The organism is Hoeflea sp. CAU 1731, from assembly GCF_039888615.1.
Classification (GTDB): Bacteria; Pseudomonadota; Alphaproteobacteria; order Rhizobiales; family Rhizobiaceae; genus Flavimaribacter.
This window is the reverse complement of sequence record NZ_JBDQQS010000016.1, coordinates 116,142-131,096: the sequence shown is the minus strand read 5'-3', so window position 1 is coordinate 131,096 and position 14,955 is coordinate 116,142. Positions and strand designations below refer to the sequence as shown.

General features: G+C 56.9%; 13 protein-coding genes and 1 pseudogene. 7 read left to right on the top strand and 7 right to left on the bottom strand.

Features of this window, described 5'->3' with window-relative positions:
• A pseudogene (locus AAFN47_RS22265) lies at window positions 1-116 on the bottom strand (IS481 family transposase); the annotation flags it as partial.
• A 289-nt stretch (window positions 117-405) separates the two neighbouring features.
• On the opposite strand from AAFN47_RS22265, the gene AAFN47_RS22260 reads away from it, so the two are divergent.
• Both AAFN47_RS22260 and AAFN47_RS22255 read left to right on the top strand, forming a co-directional pair.
• Entirely contained in the window at window positions 406-567 is a 162-nt protein-coding gene (locus AAFN47_RS22260; protein ID WP_220228684.1) for a DUF1328 domain-containing protein, read from the top strand.
• 326 nt (window positions 568-893) lie between these two features.
• Window positions 894-1,115, top strand: coding sequence for a hypothetical protein (locus tag AAFN47_RS22255; RefSeq protein WP_499811458.1), 222 nt, complete (start codon window positions 894-896; stop codon window positions 1,113-1,115).
• A 3-nt stretch (window positions 1,116-1,118) separates the two neighbouring features.
• On the opposite strand, the gene AAFN47_RS22250 is transcribed toward AAFN47_RS22255, so the two are convergent.
• Together AAFN47_RS22250 and AAFN47_RS22245 are read right to left on the bottom strand one after the other, a co-directional pair.
• Entirely contained in the window at window positions 1,119-1,325 is a 207-nt protein-coding gene (locus AAFN47_RS22250) for a hypothetical protein (RefSeq protein ID WP_499811457.1), read from the bottom strand.
• A gap of 149 nt (window positions 1,326-1,474) precedes the next feature.
• A complete protein-coding gene (locus tag AAFN47_RS22245; protein WP_499811456.1) occupies window positions 1,475-2,410 on the bottom strand; it encodes an SGNH/GDSL hydrolase family protein in 936 nt (311 codons plus the stop codon).
• A 149-nt stretch (window positions 2,411-2,559) separates the two neighbouring features.
• Between AAFN47_RS22245 and AAFN47_RS22240 the strand changes: the two genes are divergently transcribed.
• Complete coding sequence (locus AAFN47_RS22240) at window positions 2,560-2,841, top strand: hypothetical protein (protein ID WP_499811455.1); 282 nt, start codon at window positions 2,560-2,562, stop codon at window positions 2,839-2,841.
• 410 nt (window positions 2,842-3,251) lie between these two features.
• Here AAFN47_RS22240 and AAFN47_RS22235 read toward each other — a convergent pair whose 3' ends face one another.
• On the bottom strand, window positions 3,252-5,255 hold the full coding sequence (locus AAFN47_RS22235; protein ID WP_499811454.1) for a mechanosensitive ion channel family protein: 2,004 nt from the start codon (window positions 5,253-5,255) through the stop codon (window positions 3,252-3,254).
• A gap of 286 nt (window positions 5,256-5,541) precedes the next feature.
• On the opposite strand from AAFN47_RS22235, the gene AAFN47_RS22230 reads away from it, so the two are divergent.
• Complete coding sequence (locus AAFN47_RS22230; protein WP_499811453.1) at window positions 5,542-8,178, top strand: sensor domain-containing phosphodiesterase; 2,637 nt, start codon at window positions 5,542-5,544, stop codon at window positions 8,176-8,178.
• Window positions 8,179-8,550: 372 nt separating this feature from the next.
• On the opposite strand, the gene AAFN47_RS22225 is transcribed toward AAFN47_RS22230, so the two are convergent.
• Window positions 8,551-9,264 (bottom strand): pentapeptide repeat-containing protein, encoded by a 714-nt coding sequence (locus tag AAFN47_RS22225; RefSeq protein ID WP_499811452.1) that lies wholly within the window; start codon window positions 9,262-9,264, stop codon window positions 8,551-8,553.
• 176 nt (window positions 9,265-9,440) lie between these two features.
• On the opposite strand from AAFN47_RS22225, the gene chrA reads away from it, so the two are divergent.
• A complete protein-coding gene (gene chrA, locus AAFN47_RS22220; RefSeq protein ID WP_499811451.1) occupies window positions 9,441-10,697 on the top strand; it encodes a chromate efflux transporter in 1,257 nt (418 codons plus the stop codon).
• Between the two features lie 4 nt (window positions 10,698-10,701).
• Here the strand turns inward: chrA and AAFN47_RS22215 are convergent, their stop codons facing one another.
• On the bottom strand, window positions 10,702-11,214 hold the full coding sequence (locus tag AAFN47_RS22215; protein WP_499811450.1) for a CAP domain-containing protein: 513 nt from the start codon (window positions 11,212-11,214) through the stop codon (window positions 10,702-10,704).
• A 183-nt stretch (window positions 11,215-11,397) separates the two neighbouring features.
• On the opposite strand from AAFN47_RS22215, the gene AAFN47_RS22210 reads away from it, so the two are divergent.
• Both AAFN47_RS22210 and AAFN47_RS22205 read left to right on the top strand, forming a co-directional pair.
• Window positions 11,398-13,323 (top strand): peptidoglycan-binding protein, encoded by a 1,926-nt coding sequence (locus tag AAFN47_RS22210; RefSeq protein ID WP_499811449.1) that lies wholly within the window; start codon window positions 11,398-11,400, stop codon window positions 13,321-13,323.
• Window positions 13,307-14,653 carry a hypothetical protein gene (locus AAFN47_RS22205; RefSeq protein ID WP_499811448.1) on the top strand — a complete coding sequence of 449 codons (1,347 nt, stop codon included), beginning with the start codon at window positions 13,307-13,309 and terminating at the stop codon, window positions 14,651-14,653. The genes AAFN47_RS22210 and AAFN47_RS22205 overlap by 17 nt, the downstream gene beginning before the upstream one ends.
• Here AAFN47_RS22205 and AAFN47_RS22200 read toward each other — a convergent pair whose 3' ends face one another.
• A complete protein-coding gene (locus tag AAFN47_RS22200; RefSeq protein ID WP_499811447.1) occupies window positions 14,654-14,890 on the bottom strand; it encodes a hypothetical protein in 237 nt (78 codons plus the stop codon).
• Window positions 14,891-14,955 lie beyond the last annotated feature (65 nt).

Below are 14,955 nucleotides of genomic sequence, written 5' to 3'. Positions count from 1 at the left end.
CCGGTCACCCGCGATATGCCGAACTCCCGGCAAAGCGACGCCATCTGCTCGCCTTCAAGCAGTCGGGCTATGAATTTGAGACGTTCATCCATTGGTCTACACTCTTTCCAAGGCATTCGGGCTTCCCCAAATGCGCACTGTGTAAACCATGTGTCCGGAATGAAATGTCAGCTATCTCTCGATAAGCTCACTTTGTACATATCGAAGACATAGGCAACAATTGGTTGCGGCGAGGTGATTGCGCTTTTTCCGGCGCGCTCATTTGAACCTTGGTCGTCCGCCTTGGCAGAGAAACAAAAACTTCGCTGTGCGGCTCGATTTCGATCCGCAAATCGGAGATGCTATGGAACCCTACGCCGCAGCACTGCGTTTTCAGTCATTCGAAACAAGAAGGTCGATGACAAAATGCTGAAATGGATCCTGATCTTGCTCATCGTTGCAGCCGTGGCCAGCTTGCTGGGGCTCAATACGATTTCCGGCGCAGCGCTGACTGGCGCAAAGATCCTGATCGGAATTGTTCTGGTAATCTTCATCCTTGTGGTGCTCGGGATCGTCGCGATCGCCTGACGAAGCGCCAGGCGCTTCATCCCGTGATCGCATGTTGACGACCAAGCTCAAAGGGCGGCGGGGATCGCCGCCTTCAACTTTGTGCGCTGCAGGCGTTTATTACGCAAGAAACTGCAGTCGCGTTGCAAGAACGCCGCCGATTGGCAGCGCTCCTCGTGTTTCAGAAGCCTGAAACTGCCGCGGCACCATTGAGTACGGAAAATCGTGCCAGCGCTGGATTTTCCAGCCATCAGCGCCTTTCACCAGCCAGACCTTAAAGTTCAGGCTCGATACGCGCTGAATGCCTTTCCATCCCTGGAATTGGTCAGAAGGCCGTCGACGCTGACATGAGCCGTGTCAGCGGTCTGGTCCAGAAAAAGTATGTTGGACATGAGGCGCCGACGCTGGGCGCCGGACGTACGAAACGCATCCATCCGTTCCCGCCAGAGTTTGCGGAAGCCATCCCCCTGAAAGGCGACTGCTTTCTGACCCGGCGTTCCGGCGACGAATATGACGTCATCGGTAAACAGGCTGAACCACGCCTTCGTTTCGAAATTGTCGTAGGCTAAGGATTATGCGTAGATCAGATTGGCGATGGCGGCCCGGTCGGTCACGTCGAATGCCGTGCTTCCCGGATTGTCGACGGGCGCATAGGATTTCAGCGGCTTGGCGTCTTCACTGTAAGTCGCTCCTTCGGGCAATGGCGTCTGAGCGAATGCGGGAACAGCAAATGAGGCGACCAATTGAGCCGCAACGGCCAGAAACGACGTCGATTTCATGCAATCTTCCGACCATTAAATTTAAGTCTCGCGCTCGCGCCGCCACATTCCTCTTCACCTCTTGGACTAACGCAGTTCCATCAGCCTCTACACGTTGTGATCGACAATTTCACCCTCGCGACGTGTAGCTGCGCGAATGGGTTTTTCCGTCACTCCTGCACAGCCGCGTGAATGGCGCGGGCCAGCAAACGACCGATGCAATCATATCCCTCGCGGGAATTGTGGAGACCGTCCAGCGCCACCAGCGCCCTGTCCGAAACGCCGGCCCGCACCGATTTGAGCATCGCTTCGAAGCGCGAGAACAGACCGACGCCCTCCTGCAATGCAGCAACGCGGATAAGGACCTCCATGGCGGCGTGATGCGGCGACGCCAGCACCTGTGGCGCGTATTGAAGATCCATCAGGATCAGATCCACGCCGGTCGCCTTCAGGCTTGCGACGCCAGCGTCAATTTCTTCCCTCACCCCGTCCATATTGCCACCCCAGGCAATGTCATTGGAGCCCAGTTGCCAGATCACCAGATCCGGTCGATGAGCGAACACGCCTTTCCGAAAACGTTTTATGTTTCCCGGAATCGTATCGCCAACGCGACCACTGTTGACGATCTCGAACGCGACTCCCGGCCACAGGGTTTCAAGCTCTCTCTTCATGACCTGTGGATAGGTCAAAGAGGGGCGAACCATCCAAAGACCAACCGTCGAAGACGACCCGATGGCGACGATCCTGACCGGGCCGCCGGCGTCGATACGGGCAGCCAGTCGCGGCAGCCGCGTTCCAAGCGACAGATCGCGATTGACGGACAGGCAGGTCTGGGCGGCCGATCCGCCTGCGCTGGCGGGCGGCATGATCGAGAACATGACCATCATGCAGACGGCCAGCCTCGAGCGCCGCATTCCGCGATCCCGACAGGCGACATTCTTGATACGGAAGACCTTCATGACCGGCAGTTTCAACCAGCGCGGCTTGATAATCCAGACCCGACCCACTCGATTAATACTGTTCCCCGCGCCATTGCGCAGGCTCGTCCTGATACCCATATGGCGCGCGACGGCGCCAAACTGGCGAATTATTGTCGCCTCGCTCACCCTTCGGCGAGACTTTCGGGGTTGACAGCGCCTGCCCGGGTCTGGTTTTCGATCCGCCATCGGCGGGGCGTTGTGGAAGGCCTTTGAATATCGCCGGCGCGAGCGTGGGAAACTCGACTGAGACGGACAATTGACGCGGAGCTTCGGAAATGGATTCCAAGGGTATTGTCGGCCTTGTAAGGCATTTGTGGCATGACTGGAGAAACGCGGACGCAAAGATCATTGCGCCCCTGACCGCCATTCGGAACGAACGCGCCTTTCAGAATGCGGAGAATTCCGGGTTCAAGCTCCACTGGACAGACAAGGACAGCATCCGGCGCAGGCAACGCGAGGGATGGCGCCCACTTGTTCAACGCGATGTCCTGATGCGTCCGCACATCTTCATAGACGGCAGTGAAGAACTGCTGATGATGTACAAGAGCTCCAACTGATCCCGTCGTTCTGTTTCACGCGTTTGATGCCATGCTTGACGATCTCAAGTGAGAGTCCGCAAAGAGATGCTTCGACCCACTTAAAGTAAATAATTACTTCGATGCACGTATTAATCTTTATTATGCATTCTTTTCCACCATTGGAAGAAATTTTGAGTGTATGACATTAGATATTTCTCGTATTGTTTGTTTGAATATGCGCCATTCGCGTCACACTGGATAGCGACGCCCTGCCGGTAACGACAAGTATTGGCGGACATTGGGATGGAAACGGCATCAATCTTCTGACCGCCCTGCGTCTCGCTGACCGCGCTCTTTACCGAGCCAAGCAGGAAGGTCGAAACCGCACCGAGTTCGCGTTCGACCCGGCCATAGCGGATTATTCCAACGTCGCTTGATTGATATTTATATCAGCTCTGACTTTCTCCTTCTGTTTTCCTGCGCGCCACACTGCCCTGCGGCGGCCAAACATCCGCGAACGGTCCGGTGTCTTCCTGCTGCGACGGATCGGGGAAAGGCAATGCGTTTCCGGCGCGCAAGTTAGCGATATGGCGCTCGGCTGCTTCGCGTTTTTCGGCGTCCATCCCTTGATCCCGGGTCAGATAGGTCGTCGTGGACGGCATGGCGAAGTCCGTTCCGGAGTCTCCTATGATTTCGGCGACCCTAAGGAGAATTTCTTCCTGCACGCCGAGGAACTCCGCAAGGTCGGACGCAGACACATATCCATGCAGTTCTATAAGCAGGGCGTATTCGCCGAACGCCTTGAAACGGACCCGGAAACCTTCCTGCACAAGCGGATGCGCCTCAAGATATTGACGGATCTTCATCAGGACGTCGCGCATCTGGTCGGGCGACGTTTCATAGCGAAGGCCGAGATCGTGCCGCAGCCGAAACTGGTCCCTGCGGCTGAAATTGACGATCTTGCGTTTTGCCAGGTCCGAATTGGCGATCGTGATCACCGTTCTGTCGAGGGCGCGCAATCTGGTCGACCGGATGCCAATCGCCTCAATCGTGCCTGAAAGATCGTCAAATTCGCAAAACTCCCCGACCCTGACCATGCGGTCAGCATAGAGAATGACGCCGCCGATGAAGTTCTCGATCGTCGGTTGCGCCGCGAGCGCGATAGCAATGCCGCCGACGCCAAGACCGGCGATAACGCCATAAACCGGTATTCCGATGCGCGTCGCCCCGTAACCGGCGATCACCACGGCGATCACCATGCTCAAGATGCGGAAACCAGTATGCAAGAGGCTGGCGTCGAGACTTTCCATTGGCAGGGCAGGATTGCGTATCGCCCAGGTGTAAATCAGCTCCATGAATCTGAAGGAAAGCCAGGCGAGTCCACCCCAGAGAAACGCCGTGCTTATCGTGCTGACCGCCAGCATAAGTTCGCCGGTGATGTTGATGTGGCTTTCGCACAGATATCGAACGACCAAAGCACACAGGATCATGTAGGACGGCGCCAGCAGTCGTCCGAAGTACCGCCGCTTCGCGGAAACGGGAACAGCGCGCCATCGTGTAAGCCGATACCAGAATAGCGCGAGCGAAATCGGCGCGACGCACGACAGAATAAGCCCGAGCCACTGCCAATAGGCCTGTCCGCCATAGCGATTCTGCAGCCATTCTGGCCCTAGTTCAACGAGGTCGAACCACTGGGGCGGCACAATCTGCCCTGGCGTGTAAATATAAGTGTCGTAAAGATCCTCGCCAGAATCGACCTTTGGCGGAAAAACCTTGACCACTTCGTAGTCATCCGGGATCTGCTCTACTGTCTCGGCGGTGACGAGATAGTGGCCCTTCCTGGGTCCCTGTTCCATGCGCGCAATCGTGATGTTGGTGCTCGGAATGATCCAGCTTTCTGGCAAATCGGCGCGGGCCGAGGAGTGCAGGAAACTGCCGGCGGACGCGCCCGGTATGTCTCCCATCTGAGGAATATAGATCCGATCAAGAATTTCCTGGAATTGCAGGGCCGTTTCGATCGCCGTCCTGTCGCGCGCAGTCAGCGGGATGTCCTCAAGATCAAAAATCATCGCAGCCTTGTCGATTAGCGCAAGGACATACTTGATCTCCAGTCTCTCCTCATCCGTCAGAAACGGCCGATCGCTCTGGTCGAACTCGTCCCGGACGTGTCGCCAAATACGGCTGGCTTCCCGCATGATGATGATAAAACTTTCAAGCGTCGCGCGCGGGCTGGTCGTATCCGGCGGCGATATCGGATTGCCGAGCAGATAGGAATGCAGGTCGGATTGACTGACGCCGAAGTCGACATCGGGCACCTTCAACTCCTGAGCCCTGGACGCAGAGAGCCCTAGAACCGCAAGAAGCAACGCCATCGACACAACCGCGATAAACGATCGGACCATGCGCCCGAGCAAGGATGTCGAAACACATGATGAAAATAGTGGATTTGCCATTTTGCCGCTCCGGATCGGTTAAGCCATTTGTAGACAAAACAATTGAATCAAAAGTTTAGAGGACAAATTTCTCTTAAGGGAACGCAACAGTGCGATATATAGGCCGGCACCGGACCAATTGTGTGTGTAAGGCGACGACCGATGCGCTATCGCACTATTTTTGAAGTATCGTTTTCAATTGATACAATTTATTAGGGAGGAACATCTTAAGAATTTTCTGATGAGCTGCGAATTACTTTCGATGACCGTGGCTACCATTGGTCAATACACAGGATAAAATTCGGGAATGGCGTCAACAAAAGCCTCCAACACGCGCGCCGATGTGTTTGACGAAAAAGCTCGTCTGGAGAAAATCGAATATCTCGGGATCCAGCATTCCAAGCGGTCCGACTATCTCGACGCCGTCGTGCGCCTTGCGGCGGACCTGTTCTCCTGCCCCATTTCGCTTGTTTCCATCATCGGCGAAAACGAGCAGTGGAACATGGCGAGATACGGTATCGACCTCCAAACCATCCCGCGCAAGGAATCGTTCTGCAGCCACGCCATGACGCACGGAAGGCTTATGGTAGTGGAAGATGCGACGGCGGATGCGCGCTTCAGCGCCAATCCTTTTGTCGTGGGGCCGCCGCATATCCGGTTTTACGCCGGCTATCCGATCAGATTGACCGATGGTCATTTGCTTGGAACGGTTTGCATAAAGGATGTCCGGACCCGGACCTTTTCCGATCAGGAACGAGAGCGCCTTTCTCTTTTGGGTCAAATCGTGGAAGGGCTGGTCCACACTTTCGAAAACGAGGTGGAAGCGCGCGACGCACAACAATTCGGGCGGTCGCAGATGTTGGCCGCTCGTCGACAATCGGACCTGTTCGAACAGATTGCCGCCGTATCCGGCGTAGGCGGTTGGGAACTCTCCCTGGACGACATGAAGCCGATTTGGACCGAGCAGACGAAAAGGATCCACGAAGTCGACGATGACTATATTCCAACTCTCGAGGCGGCAATAGGATTTTATCTGCCGGAAGCCCGCCCCATTCTCGAGAAAGCCATTAGCCGCGCCATCGAGAATGGAACAGGCTGGGACCTTGAACTTCCCTTCATCACCGCGCGCGACAACAGGCGCTGGGTCCACGCCGTGGGCAAGGCGGCGTATGTGGACGGCATGCCCGTGCGCCTTTTCGGTTCTTTTCGCGACATCACGGACCGCAAGCACGACGAGTTGAAGCTGAGAGAATCCGAACGGCTGGCGCGGGAAGCCAAGGAGGAACTGGCGATCACCTTGGCGAACATGCATGAAGGCGTATGCGTGTTCGACGAGCATGGGGATCTAAGGCTCTGGAACAGGCGATACATCGAGATTTTCGACAAACCGGCTGGCGAAGTCAAAAGGGGCATGAATTTTCGCCGGATTCTGCGAAATGAAATACGCCGGGGCAGCGTCAATGTGCGGGAAAGCGAGATCACAAACCGCCTCGATAAACATCTCGCAGCCGGCACGACGACTTCCTTCAACTACCGGCTTGGAAATGGCAGGAGCGTAAACGCCACCTATGCGCCAATGCCTGGAGGAGGCTGGGTCGCGACCTATTCGGATGTTACAGACAAAGTTGAAGCGTCAAGGAGGATCGAATACGCGGCGAACCACGACACGCTGACGGGTCTTGCAAACAGGTCGCTGCTCAACGCGTCGCTTGAAGAAGCCATTGCGACGTCAAAGAATCGCGGTTCGCGCCTTGGCCTGATGCTGATCGATATCGACTGGTTCAAACCGATCAATGACAGTTTTGGGCACATCATCGGAGATGAGTTGCTCAAGGCTGTGGCTGAACGCATCAGGAAATGCGCCGGGCGCTCCAGCCTTGTGGCAAGGCAGGGCGGCGACGAGTTCGCAATTCTCTTCAAACGCTCCGACACAAATCGCAAGCGTTTGGAATCAGTCGCAGCGGACATTATCCGAAAGGTATCGCGCCCATTCCAGTTGGAAGGACTATCGATCGAAGTGACGGCCAGTATCGGAATCGCCATGATGGATGATCCGGAGGACACTGCAGAAACTCTGGTCGCCAAGGCAGACAGCGCGCTATACAAAATGAAAGAGTCCGGTCGCGGCTCCTATCGCTTCTTCGACGAAGAAATCGCGAAGGAGCTGACGTGGAAGAAGAAGGGTTTGCTGGCGCTCCACACTGCGGTCAAGGAAAATAGCTTCGAACTCCACTACCAGCCGGTGGTCGATCTTTCCGACTACAGCCGTGTCGGATATGAAGCGCTGATCCGGCTGGGCGGCGAAACTGGTGAGGTCATGCGTCCCGACGAATTCATCCCGCTTGCCGAGGATTTCGGGCTGATACACGAAATCGGCGAATGGGTTATCGAGACAGGATTGCGAGAAGCTGCGACATGGCCGCATCATCTTGGAATTGCGCTCAACGTGTCGCCGCGACAGTTTGGCCACGGCGTCGTGGTCAAACAGATCGACCAGTTGCTGACGACGCTGGACATGGATCCCGACCTGCTCGATATCGAGATCATCGAAACGACCCTGCTGCATGCATCACCCAACACGATCCAGGAACTGCACGCACTTGACGCAATGGGCGTAAATATCGTGCTCGATGATTTCGGAACCGGGTTTTCGTCAATGACCTATGTGCAGCAATTTCCCTTCGACAAGATCAAGATCGATCGGTCATTCGTTCGCCGAATCGAGTCGGATCGTCAGGCTTCGATCATTGCAAGCACGATCGCTGCGCTCGCCAACAATCTGGGCAAGCGCTCGACGGCGGAGGGAATCGAAAACGAGAATCAGGCGGCGCTGTTGCGCACAGCGGGATTTCAGTACGGCCAGGGATTTCTCTTCGGAAAACCTATGCCCGCGCACAAGATCGCAGAACTTCAACCCAAAAGTGGCAAGAACGCAACACGATAGGTCATTGGGCGCTTTCGATGGTGTAATGCGCCAAGACAGCAAAGGATTCACATCGGTTCATCTGTTCTGCACAAGTATCACGATCTGCTGCTGCGCACCGGCGCAGACCAAGTATATTAAGGTAGGTTTCGGATTGACGGGGAGGATTGGAGATGCGCCTCAACAATCTCCAATCCAGGCCAAACTTGGTGGTTTTAGTTCGGCTAAACTTTCTATTGCCGAATTATTAACAATGTCAATAGTTACGCATCTCATATAAAGTATTCTACATAGCAACCACCGACGTAATCAGTCACCTAGTCGAAATCAGAATCAAGTTGCAAAGCGATTTGGTGGACTAACGTATATCATTACTGGTTGGACCCTTTGCGCTTACTGGTCCTCGTCGCTGCAGGGCCAGGCCGAGGATGGATCAAGCCCGTCGGGCAGGACGGTTTCCGTATCGCCACAGCTCATGTCGATCTGACTCTGGACAAGGCCTTCCGCGTTTGTGAGATCCACGCCCTCAAAACGCGCCAGATAGACAAAGGCGTTGCTGAAATTGATCGAGCCGGACATCGCAGCGCCCCGGAAATCCGCTCTGGCAAGGATCGAGAAATCAAAATTGACGTCTTCGATCGTTGCGTCGTTGAAACGGGCGCGACCGAGCGACGCCTTCGAAAAATTGACGTTGACAAGGGTCGCAGCAGTGAAACCCGTCCGCTGCATCTCCGACTTTTCGAAACTCGCGTCCGTCAAATCCGCATTTGAGAAGTCAGCCCTGTATCCGGCGGCCTTCATGAAATTTGCTCCAACCAGGGATGACCCGTGGAACACCGTGCGGAGCAGATCGGCCCTTTCGAGATTGGCGCCGTCCAGCTTGGCGTGGCGAAGGTCCGTGGAGATCAACTCCGACCCGCTCATATTCGCTCCCGAAAGATCGGTGTCGCTGAGTATAAGGTTGCGTTTGCGGCAATCAGACCAGTCGACGCCTGGCGCGGGATTGCTGCTGCAGGAAGCACGGGCGTCAAGCGCCGCCAATCCGACAGAGCAGAGAACGGCTGAAGCAACCAGCAACTTCCAGGACCAAGTGAAGCGGTTCGTCATCGGCGTTCTCTCCAGCAACAAGCATATTTATTCAGGCTCCGGCGCCGACCGTCAGGAAGCGGCCACCCTCACGGCGCCTTTCCCATCGCAGTCGGGATCACCGGGCAGACCATAGTTTTGATTGCGAACCCGTTCCAGCCCAAATACGACAATTATTACATTCCGCAAGCACCGGCATGACCGCATCTTCGGCAAGGAGAAACCAGAAAGTGACGAAACCATCGACCACGCGGACGGCTCAAGGCAGCGCTGGCGAAGTTTTCACAGCATTTCTAAAGCTCGGGTTAACCTCATTCGGCGGACCGATCGCGCATCTTGGTTACTTTCGCGACGAACTGGTGACAAGGCGAAATTGGATCGACGACAAGGCCTATGGCGATCTTGTCGCGCTTTGCCAGTTTCTCCCGGGTCCAGCGTCAAGCCAGGTGGGTTTTGCTCTAGGACTGTTTCGCGGCGGAGCGCTCGGCGCACTCGCGGCCTGGGTCGCCTTTACCCTGCCCTCCGCGATACTTCTGATTTGCATTGCCTATGGCGCCGTCTTTCTATCGGGTACTATCGGAGAGGGCGTCATCGCCGGTCTCAAACTTGTGGCGGTGGCGATTGTGGCGCAAGCCGTCTGGGGCATGGCCAGAACTCTGACGCCGGATCGCACGCGCGCCAGCATTGCGCTTGGCGCCGTTCTGATCGTGATCTTTGTCGCGGGATCTGCAGGACAGGTCCTCGCTATACTCGCAGGAGCGGCCTGCGGGATGCTGCTGTGCCGGGATCAATCGCAAGCGATCTCGCATCACATCGAATTCATGATTCCGCGGGCGATTGGCGCGCTGCTGATCGCGCTGTTTTTCGTACTGCTCGTCATCCTGCCAATCCTGGCGGCGTCCGGGTCGCTTCAGGGACTCGCGGTATTTGACGCGTTTTATCGCGCCGGCTTTCTTGTCTTCGGCGGCGGCCACGTGGTGCTGCCGTTGCTGGAAACCGAAATTGTCGGAAATGGCTGGGTCAGTCGCTCCGACTTTCTCGCAGGCTATGGGGCCGCACAGGCGGTCCCCGGCCCACTCTTCACTTTTGCCGGCTATCTTGGCGCAATTCTCGGCCCGCAACCGCACGGCGTCGCCGGCGCCGCGATCGCCCTCGTGGCGATCTTCCTCCCGGGCTTCCTGCTGCTGGTTGGCGTACTACCGTTCTGGGACAGTTTTCGAAAGCGCCCTGACGCGCAGGCCCTTATGCGCGGCGCCAACGCGGCGGTTGTCGGCATTCTGGGCGCAGCGCTCTACAATCCCGTTTTTGTTGGAGCGGTCAACGGACCTTACGATTTTGCTCTGGCGCTGTCCTGCTTCGTGCTGTTGACCGCATGGAAAACACCGCCATGGATCGTCGTGCTGGTCGCTGCGACCGGCGGCGTGGCGCTCAACGCGATCGCCTATTCGTCCTGAACGCTCAGACCGTCGGACGTCCGTCGGATGCCGGGCGGGCAAGTGTCAACACCCAGAAATTGCGGTATCGCCCATCCAGACGCGAGGCCCTTGCGATACCGAATCGGGTGACATGGCGGTTCAGAAGATTCTTGTCGTGATCGCGCGATCCCTTCCACCCATCCATGGCGTGGCCGAGCGACGTGTAGCCCGCGCCGAGATTTTCCGCGCCGGCATAGGTCGGGTAACCGGCGCCATCCAGCCGCGACGAAAGACCTCTGGCGCTGTGCGCGCGGGTGTTCATGCTGTCTCGGCGGGCGATATGGCGCGCCATGTCGGCCGAGACCGCATCGAGCCGGGCGTCGTGTTGCAGAGGCGGCAGTCCCTTGCTCGCCCTGTGGCCATTGATGGCGGAGGCCGCTGCGCCGGCATTGACCGGCACGTCGCGCACATCCGCGTCCGACATGGACAGGCACCCGGATACCGGCAAGACGGCCGCGCCGGCTAGCAAAAGAAATGTACGGCGTGATGACGGCATCCGAACTCTCCACTTTGCAAATCGGATCGTTCATAGCGCCGGCCAGCAGACTTAGCCAGCCGCTCGTTGCAGTTCTGGCCAATTCTTCTTTTTACTAGCAATGATCATTAAGCAACTTGTGGGCGACACGGAAAGCTGCAAATATCCCGGAATAATTGAACAACTACACGATGCCCACAACTGATGCTCCTCCGCTTATTCTGTATCCTTTTCTGGCTGTCTTCGGCGTCCGCCTACGCACTGGCAGGCAATTTCGACGTAACAAACGGAAACATCGTCTACTCGGGATCTGTCTTCAAAGGCGACCTGGCGCGGTTCCGCGCCATCACAGCTTCCGCTAATGGGGCCGCGCCGATTGTCGTCAACGTAACATCGGGAGATTTCGACGCCGCAATAGCGATTGGAACGATGATTCGCGAGGCGGAACTGACCACAACCACCGGCCTTGATGACTGCTCTAATCTGTGTAGCCTGATCTGGCTTGCCGGGCGGCATCGCACACTGCCGGAAGACGGCGGCCTGGACTTCTCTTCCGACCATGCGGACAACGAGACGGTTTCCAGGCGGTCGATCGTTCTGATCCAGTATCTGACAGGACTGGCGCTCGACGTTTCCGATATCGCCGTCGTCCTTGAGGCACGGCGCGGAAAGAGCACTGGCGATCCGGAAAGGTTTGTTGTCCCGCCCCCACCAACCGACGCCGTCTCGCAACCCGCTGAGACGCCCACGCCTGCCTCCGTTCCGCTGTTTCGACCGGATTATCAAAACTACGAGGGCCAGGAACGGGACGGCGCGCCGCATGGAACTGGCGTGCTCGTCACCAGGAGCGGCGATGTCTATTCCGGCAAATTCTCCAATGGTCGGCCGCAAGGACCGATGACTGTGGAAACCGTAGAAGGAGACCAGTTCACCGGCCGATTCAAGGCCGGGAAGATGCATGGCCGTGGAACGTTGGAAACGGCGGACGGCGATATCTTCAAGGGAATTTGGGACGAGGGAACACAGGTTACGCTGAACCGCGTCAAGGACGAAAGCAGCGCGCCTCCCGAAATCGACCGTCGCAGTTTGGCGAAAAGCACGCAAACCGCGTCCCGGAAAACACTCGCGGATGGAACGGAGTATCGGGGGACGCTGAAGGACGGCAAACCGGAAGGAAGCGGCGTCCTCCTCCAGTCCGACGGCGTTCGCTTTTCCGGATGGTTCGTAAATGGCCGCAAGAATGGGCCGGGCGTCCTGAAGCGCAAGGACGGGACTGTCATCGCCGGCGTCTGGGAGAATGACAAGCTAACCGGCGACGGGGAACCGAGGGAGGGCGACGGACGTGAGGAAATCGAATTCGTCGCAATCGGATCGGTCACGGCCGGGCTGGACAAATCTGAAATCGCCGCCTTGCAGAAGCGCCTCAACGCGCTTCACTACAAAGCGGGCATTGTTGACGGGCGCTTTGGGGGGCGAACGCACAGAGCAGTCACCGCTTTTGCGCGGGACTACGGGTTGATCGAGAAAGGCAAGGTTCCGTCAGACCTGATCAGCCAAATCCATGGCCGGAGCGGCGCCAGCAAAGCCGGCTGGCAAACCACGGACGCCGAAGACTGCAGAGTCTGGACGCCAGTCGTCCGATCACAAGCGTCGCTCGAATGGAGCGGCTCATGCATAGGCGGCTATGTTGATGGGATCGGGACACTGAAAGTGTCGTTCACCCTCGATGGAAAACCCGCCGCTTACATCTACTATGGACAGACCAGCGAAGGGCAGATCAGCGGTCGCGGCGGCGAACGCTGGGAAGGCGCGCACCCGGCAAACGGCGACCGCTATTCCGGAGAGTTCGTCTTTGGCTACAGACAGGGTCAGGGCTCCTACTTCTACGCCGACGGCAGCGTTTACAAGGGCGGCTGGGTTAACGGCATGCGGAGCGGCAAAGGCGAATTCGAATCACCAAGGCTCGGGCGCGTCGTTGGAGAATTCGCCAATGACTTGCCGAACGGTGACGCGGAATATTTCGACGCCGCCGGCAAACTGCGCGGGTCCGGCGTTTTCACCGACGGTTGCATCGTGTCGAACAAGAGAAAGATTAATGTGTTCACGGCTGAGTATGTCTGCGAACTTTGAAATCCGTCCCGGAATTTCGCCGATCCGGATCATTGGCGTGTTGCTGGCGCTGATCATGACGGCATGTGCTTCCGGAACGGTGTACGCTGCGGATATCACGCTCGCCGGCGATCAGATACGCATCACCGGCGATATCGAGGTTGGCGACGCTGAAACCTTCATAGAAATTCTCGATAGCGCGAAAAGCGATCCCCCGAAACTTGTCAGGCTGGCGTCCGACGGCGGCAGAACCTACGTCGCGCTGCGCATTGGAAATACAATTCGCGAGAGGGAGCTCGACACCTATGCCGAGGGGAGATGCGCCTCCTCATGCGGTCTGATCTGGCTCGGCGGCGTCAAGCGCTACATTCAGGATGGAGCGAGGGTCGGTTTCCACAATTCCTACGACGAAAATACGCGAAAAGCGCAGGGCAACGCCCTCGTCGGTTTTTATATGGCAGGACTTGGCTTCGGGCATGAGGCGACGCTGTTCGTCACAGAAGCCGACGCGGACGATCTGAAATGGCTGGACAAGAAATACGTAAAGGGAACGGGAATTGATTTCGAGCAGAAATCAATCCCGGCCACATTTGCGACCCCAGGCATCGTGCCCGTTCCCGTTGCGAGGCCGACGCCTGGAACAGTGACGTTCGAGGATGGGCGCCAATATTCGGGCGACCTTAGTGACGGCGTCCCATACGGCCTTGGAACAATGATCTGGCCAAACGGCGACACCTATCACGGTTACTGGAAGAAAGGACGCCGCGACGGCTCCGGGATGATGATAACCGTCAATGACGGGGTCTATGAGGGAACGTGGAAAGGCGACAGAAAGCATGGTCGCGGAGTAGAGCGCGCGAACTGGGGCAGCTATTCCGGCGAATACCGATTTGGCAAATGGAGGGGATCCGGCGTTCTCGAGGTTGACGGCGCGTATCGATACCGTGGCGAATTCCGTCACGATCGCGCCGATGGGGACGGCGAGTTGGAACTTGCCGACGGCAGCAAATATTTCGGAAGTTTCAAGCGCGGGCTATTTCACGGAGATGGGCGTTTGATCGGTTCCGGAAAACCCTACTATTCCGGAGGCTGGAAAGCGGGATTGCGCGACGGAAACGGATTCGAGACCTATCCGGACGGCTTCAGCTATTCCGGCTCCTGGAACAAGGGCGAAAGACATGGTCCGGGCGTTCTTGCCTACCCGGACCGACGAATCCTCAAGGCGACCTGGAAGAGTGGGTTGAAAGAAGGCGAGGCGACCCTGATTACGCCCGGGAAACCATCCATGAAAATCGACTATAGCGGCGGATTGAGAGACACCCGGAATTTCGATCAGAGTGCTCCTCAATAGTCACGACGGCTTCTTGAACAGTGCAGGATAGTAGTCGTTCCGTACACTCAAACGCGGCGCCAGCTTCCGTGCGACCGGAACTGTCACGATCAGACTCAAAAGAATCACGGCGGGTAGCACGTATTTCAGGTATTCATCCGGATACGGCAGGGAAAGGGCGATTACAGCGCCTGTTCCGAAAAGAACAGCGTTCAATGGCAGTGCGATGACTGCGGCGATCAATGTACGTGTGCGCATCGTTTAAACTCCTTCAGGAGAAAAACACCTTTCTCGCCAAAATGGTTCCCGCATAACAAGGTGGA

Coding starts and splice junctions, on each gene's coding strand:
- AAFN47_RS22215 (WP_499811450.1), bottom strand. CDS start 11,214: ATGCCGTCATCACGCCGTACATTTCTTTTGCTAGCCGGCGCGGCCGTC.
- AAFN47_RS22240 (WP_499811455.1), top strand. CDS start 2,560: ATGGATTCCAAGGGTATTGTCGGCCTTGTAAGGCATTTGTGGCATGAC.
- AAFN47_RS22230 (WP_499811453.1), top strand. CDS start 5,542: ATGGCGTCAACAAAAGCCTCCAACACGCGCGCCGATGTGTTTGACGAA.
- AAFN47_RS22210 (WP_499811449.1), top strand. CDS start 11,398: ATGCTCCTCCGCTTATTCTGTATCCTTTTCTGGCTGTCTTCGGCGTCC.
- AAFN47_RS22205 (WP_499811448.1), top strand. CDS start 13,307: ATGTCTGCGAACTTTGAAATCCGTCCCGGAATTTCGCCGATCCGGATC.
- AAFN47_RS22235 (WP_499811454.1), bottom strand. CDS start 5,255: ATGGCAAATCCACTATTTTCATCATGTGTTTCGACATCCTTGCTCGGG.
- AAFN47_RS22260 (WP_220228684.1), top strand. CDS start 406: ATGCTGAAATGGATCCTGATCTTGCTCATCGTTGCAGCCGTGGCCAGC.
- AAFN47_RS22200 (WP_499811447.1), bottom strand. CDS start 14,890: ATGCGCACACGTACATTGATCGCCGCAGTCATCGCACTGCCATTGAAC.
- AAFN47_RS22255 (WP_499811458.1), top strand. CDS start 894: ATGAGCCGTGTCAGCGGTCTGGTCCAGAAAAAGTATGTTGGACATGAG.
- AAFN47_RS22225 (WP_499811452.1), bottom strand. CDS start 9,264: ATGACGAACCGCTTCACTTGGTCCTGGAAGTTGCTGGTTGCTTCAGCC.
- AAFN47_RS22250 (WP_499811457.1), bottom strand. CDS start 1,325: ATGAAATCGACGTCGTTTCTGGCCGTTGCGGCTCAATTGGTCGCCTCA.
- chrA (WP_499811451.1), top strand. CDS start 9,441: ATGACCGCATCTTCGGCAAGGAGAAACCAGAAAGTGACGAAACCATCG.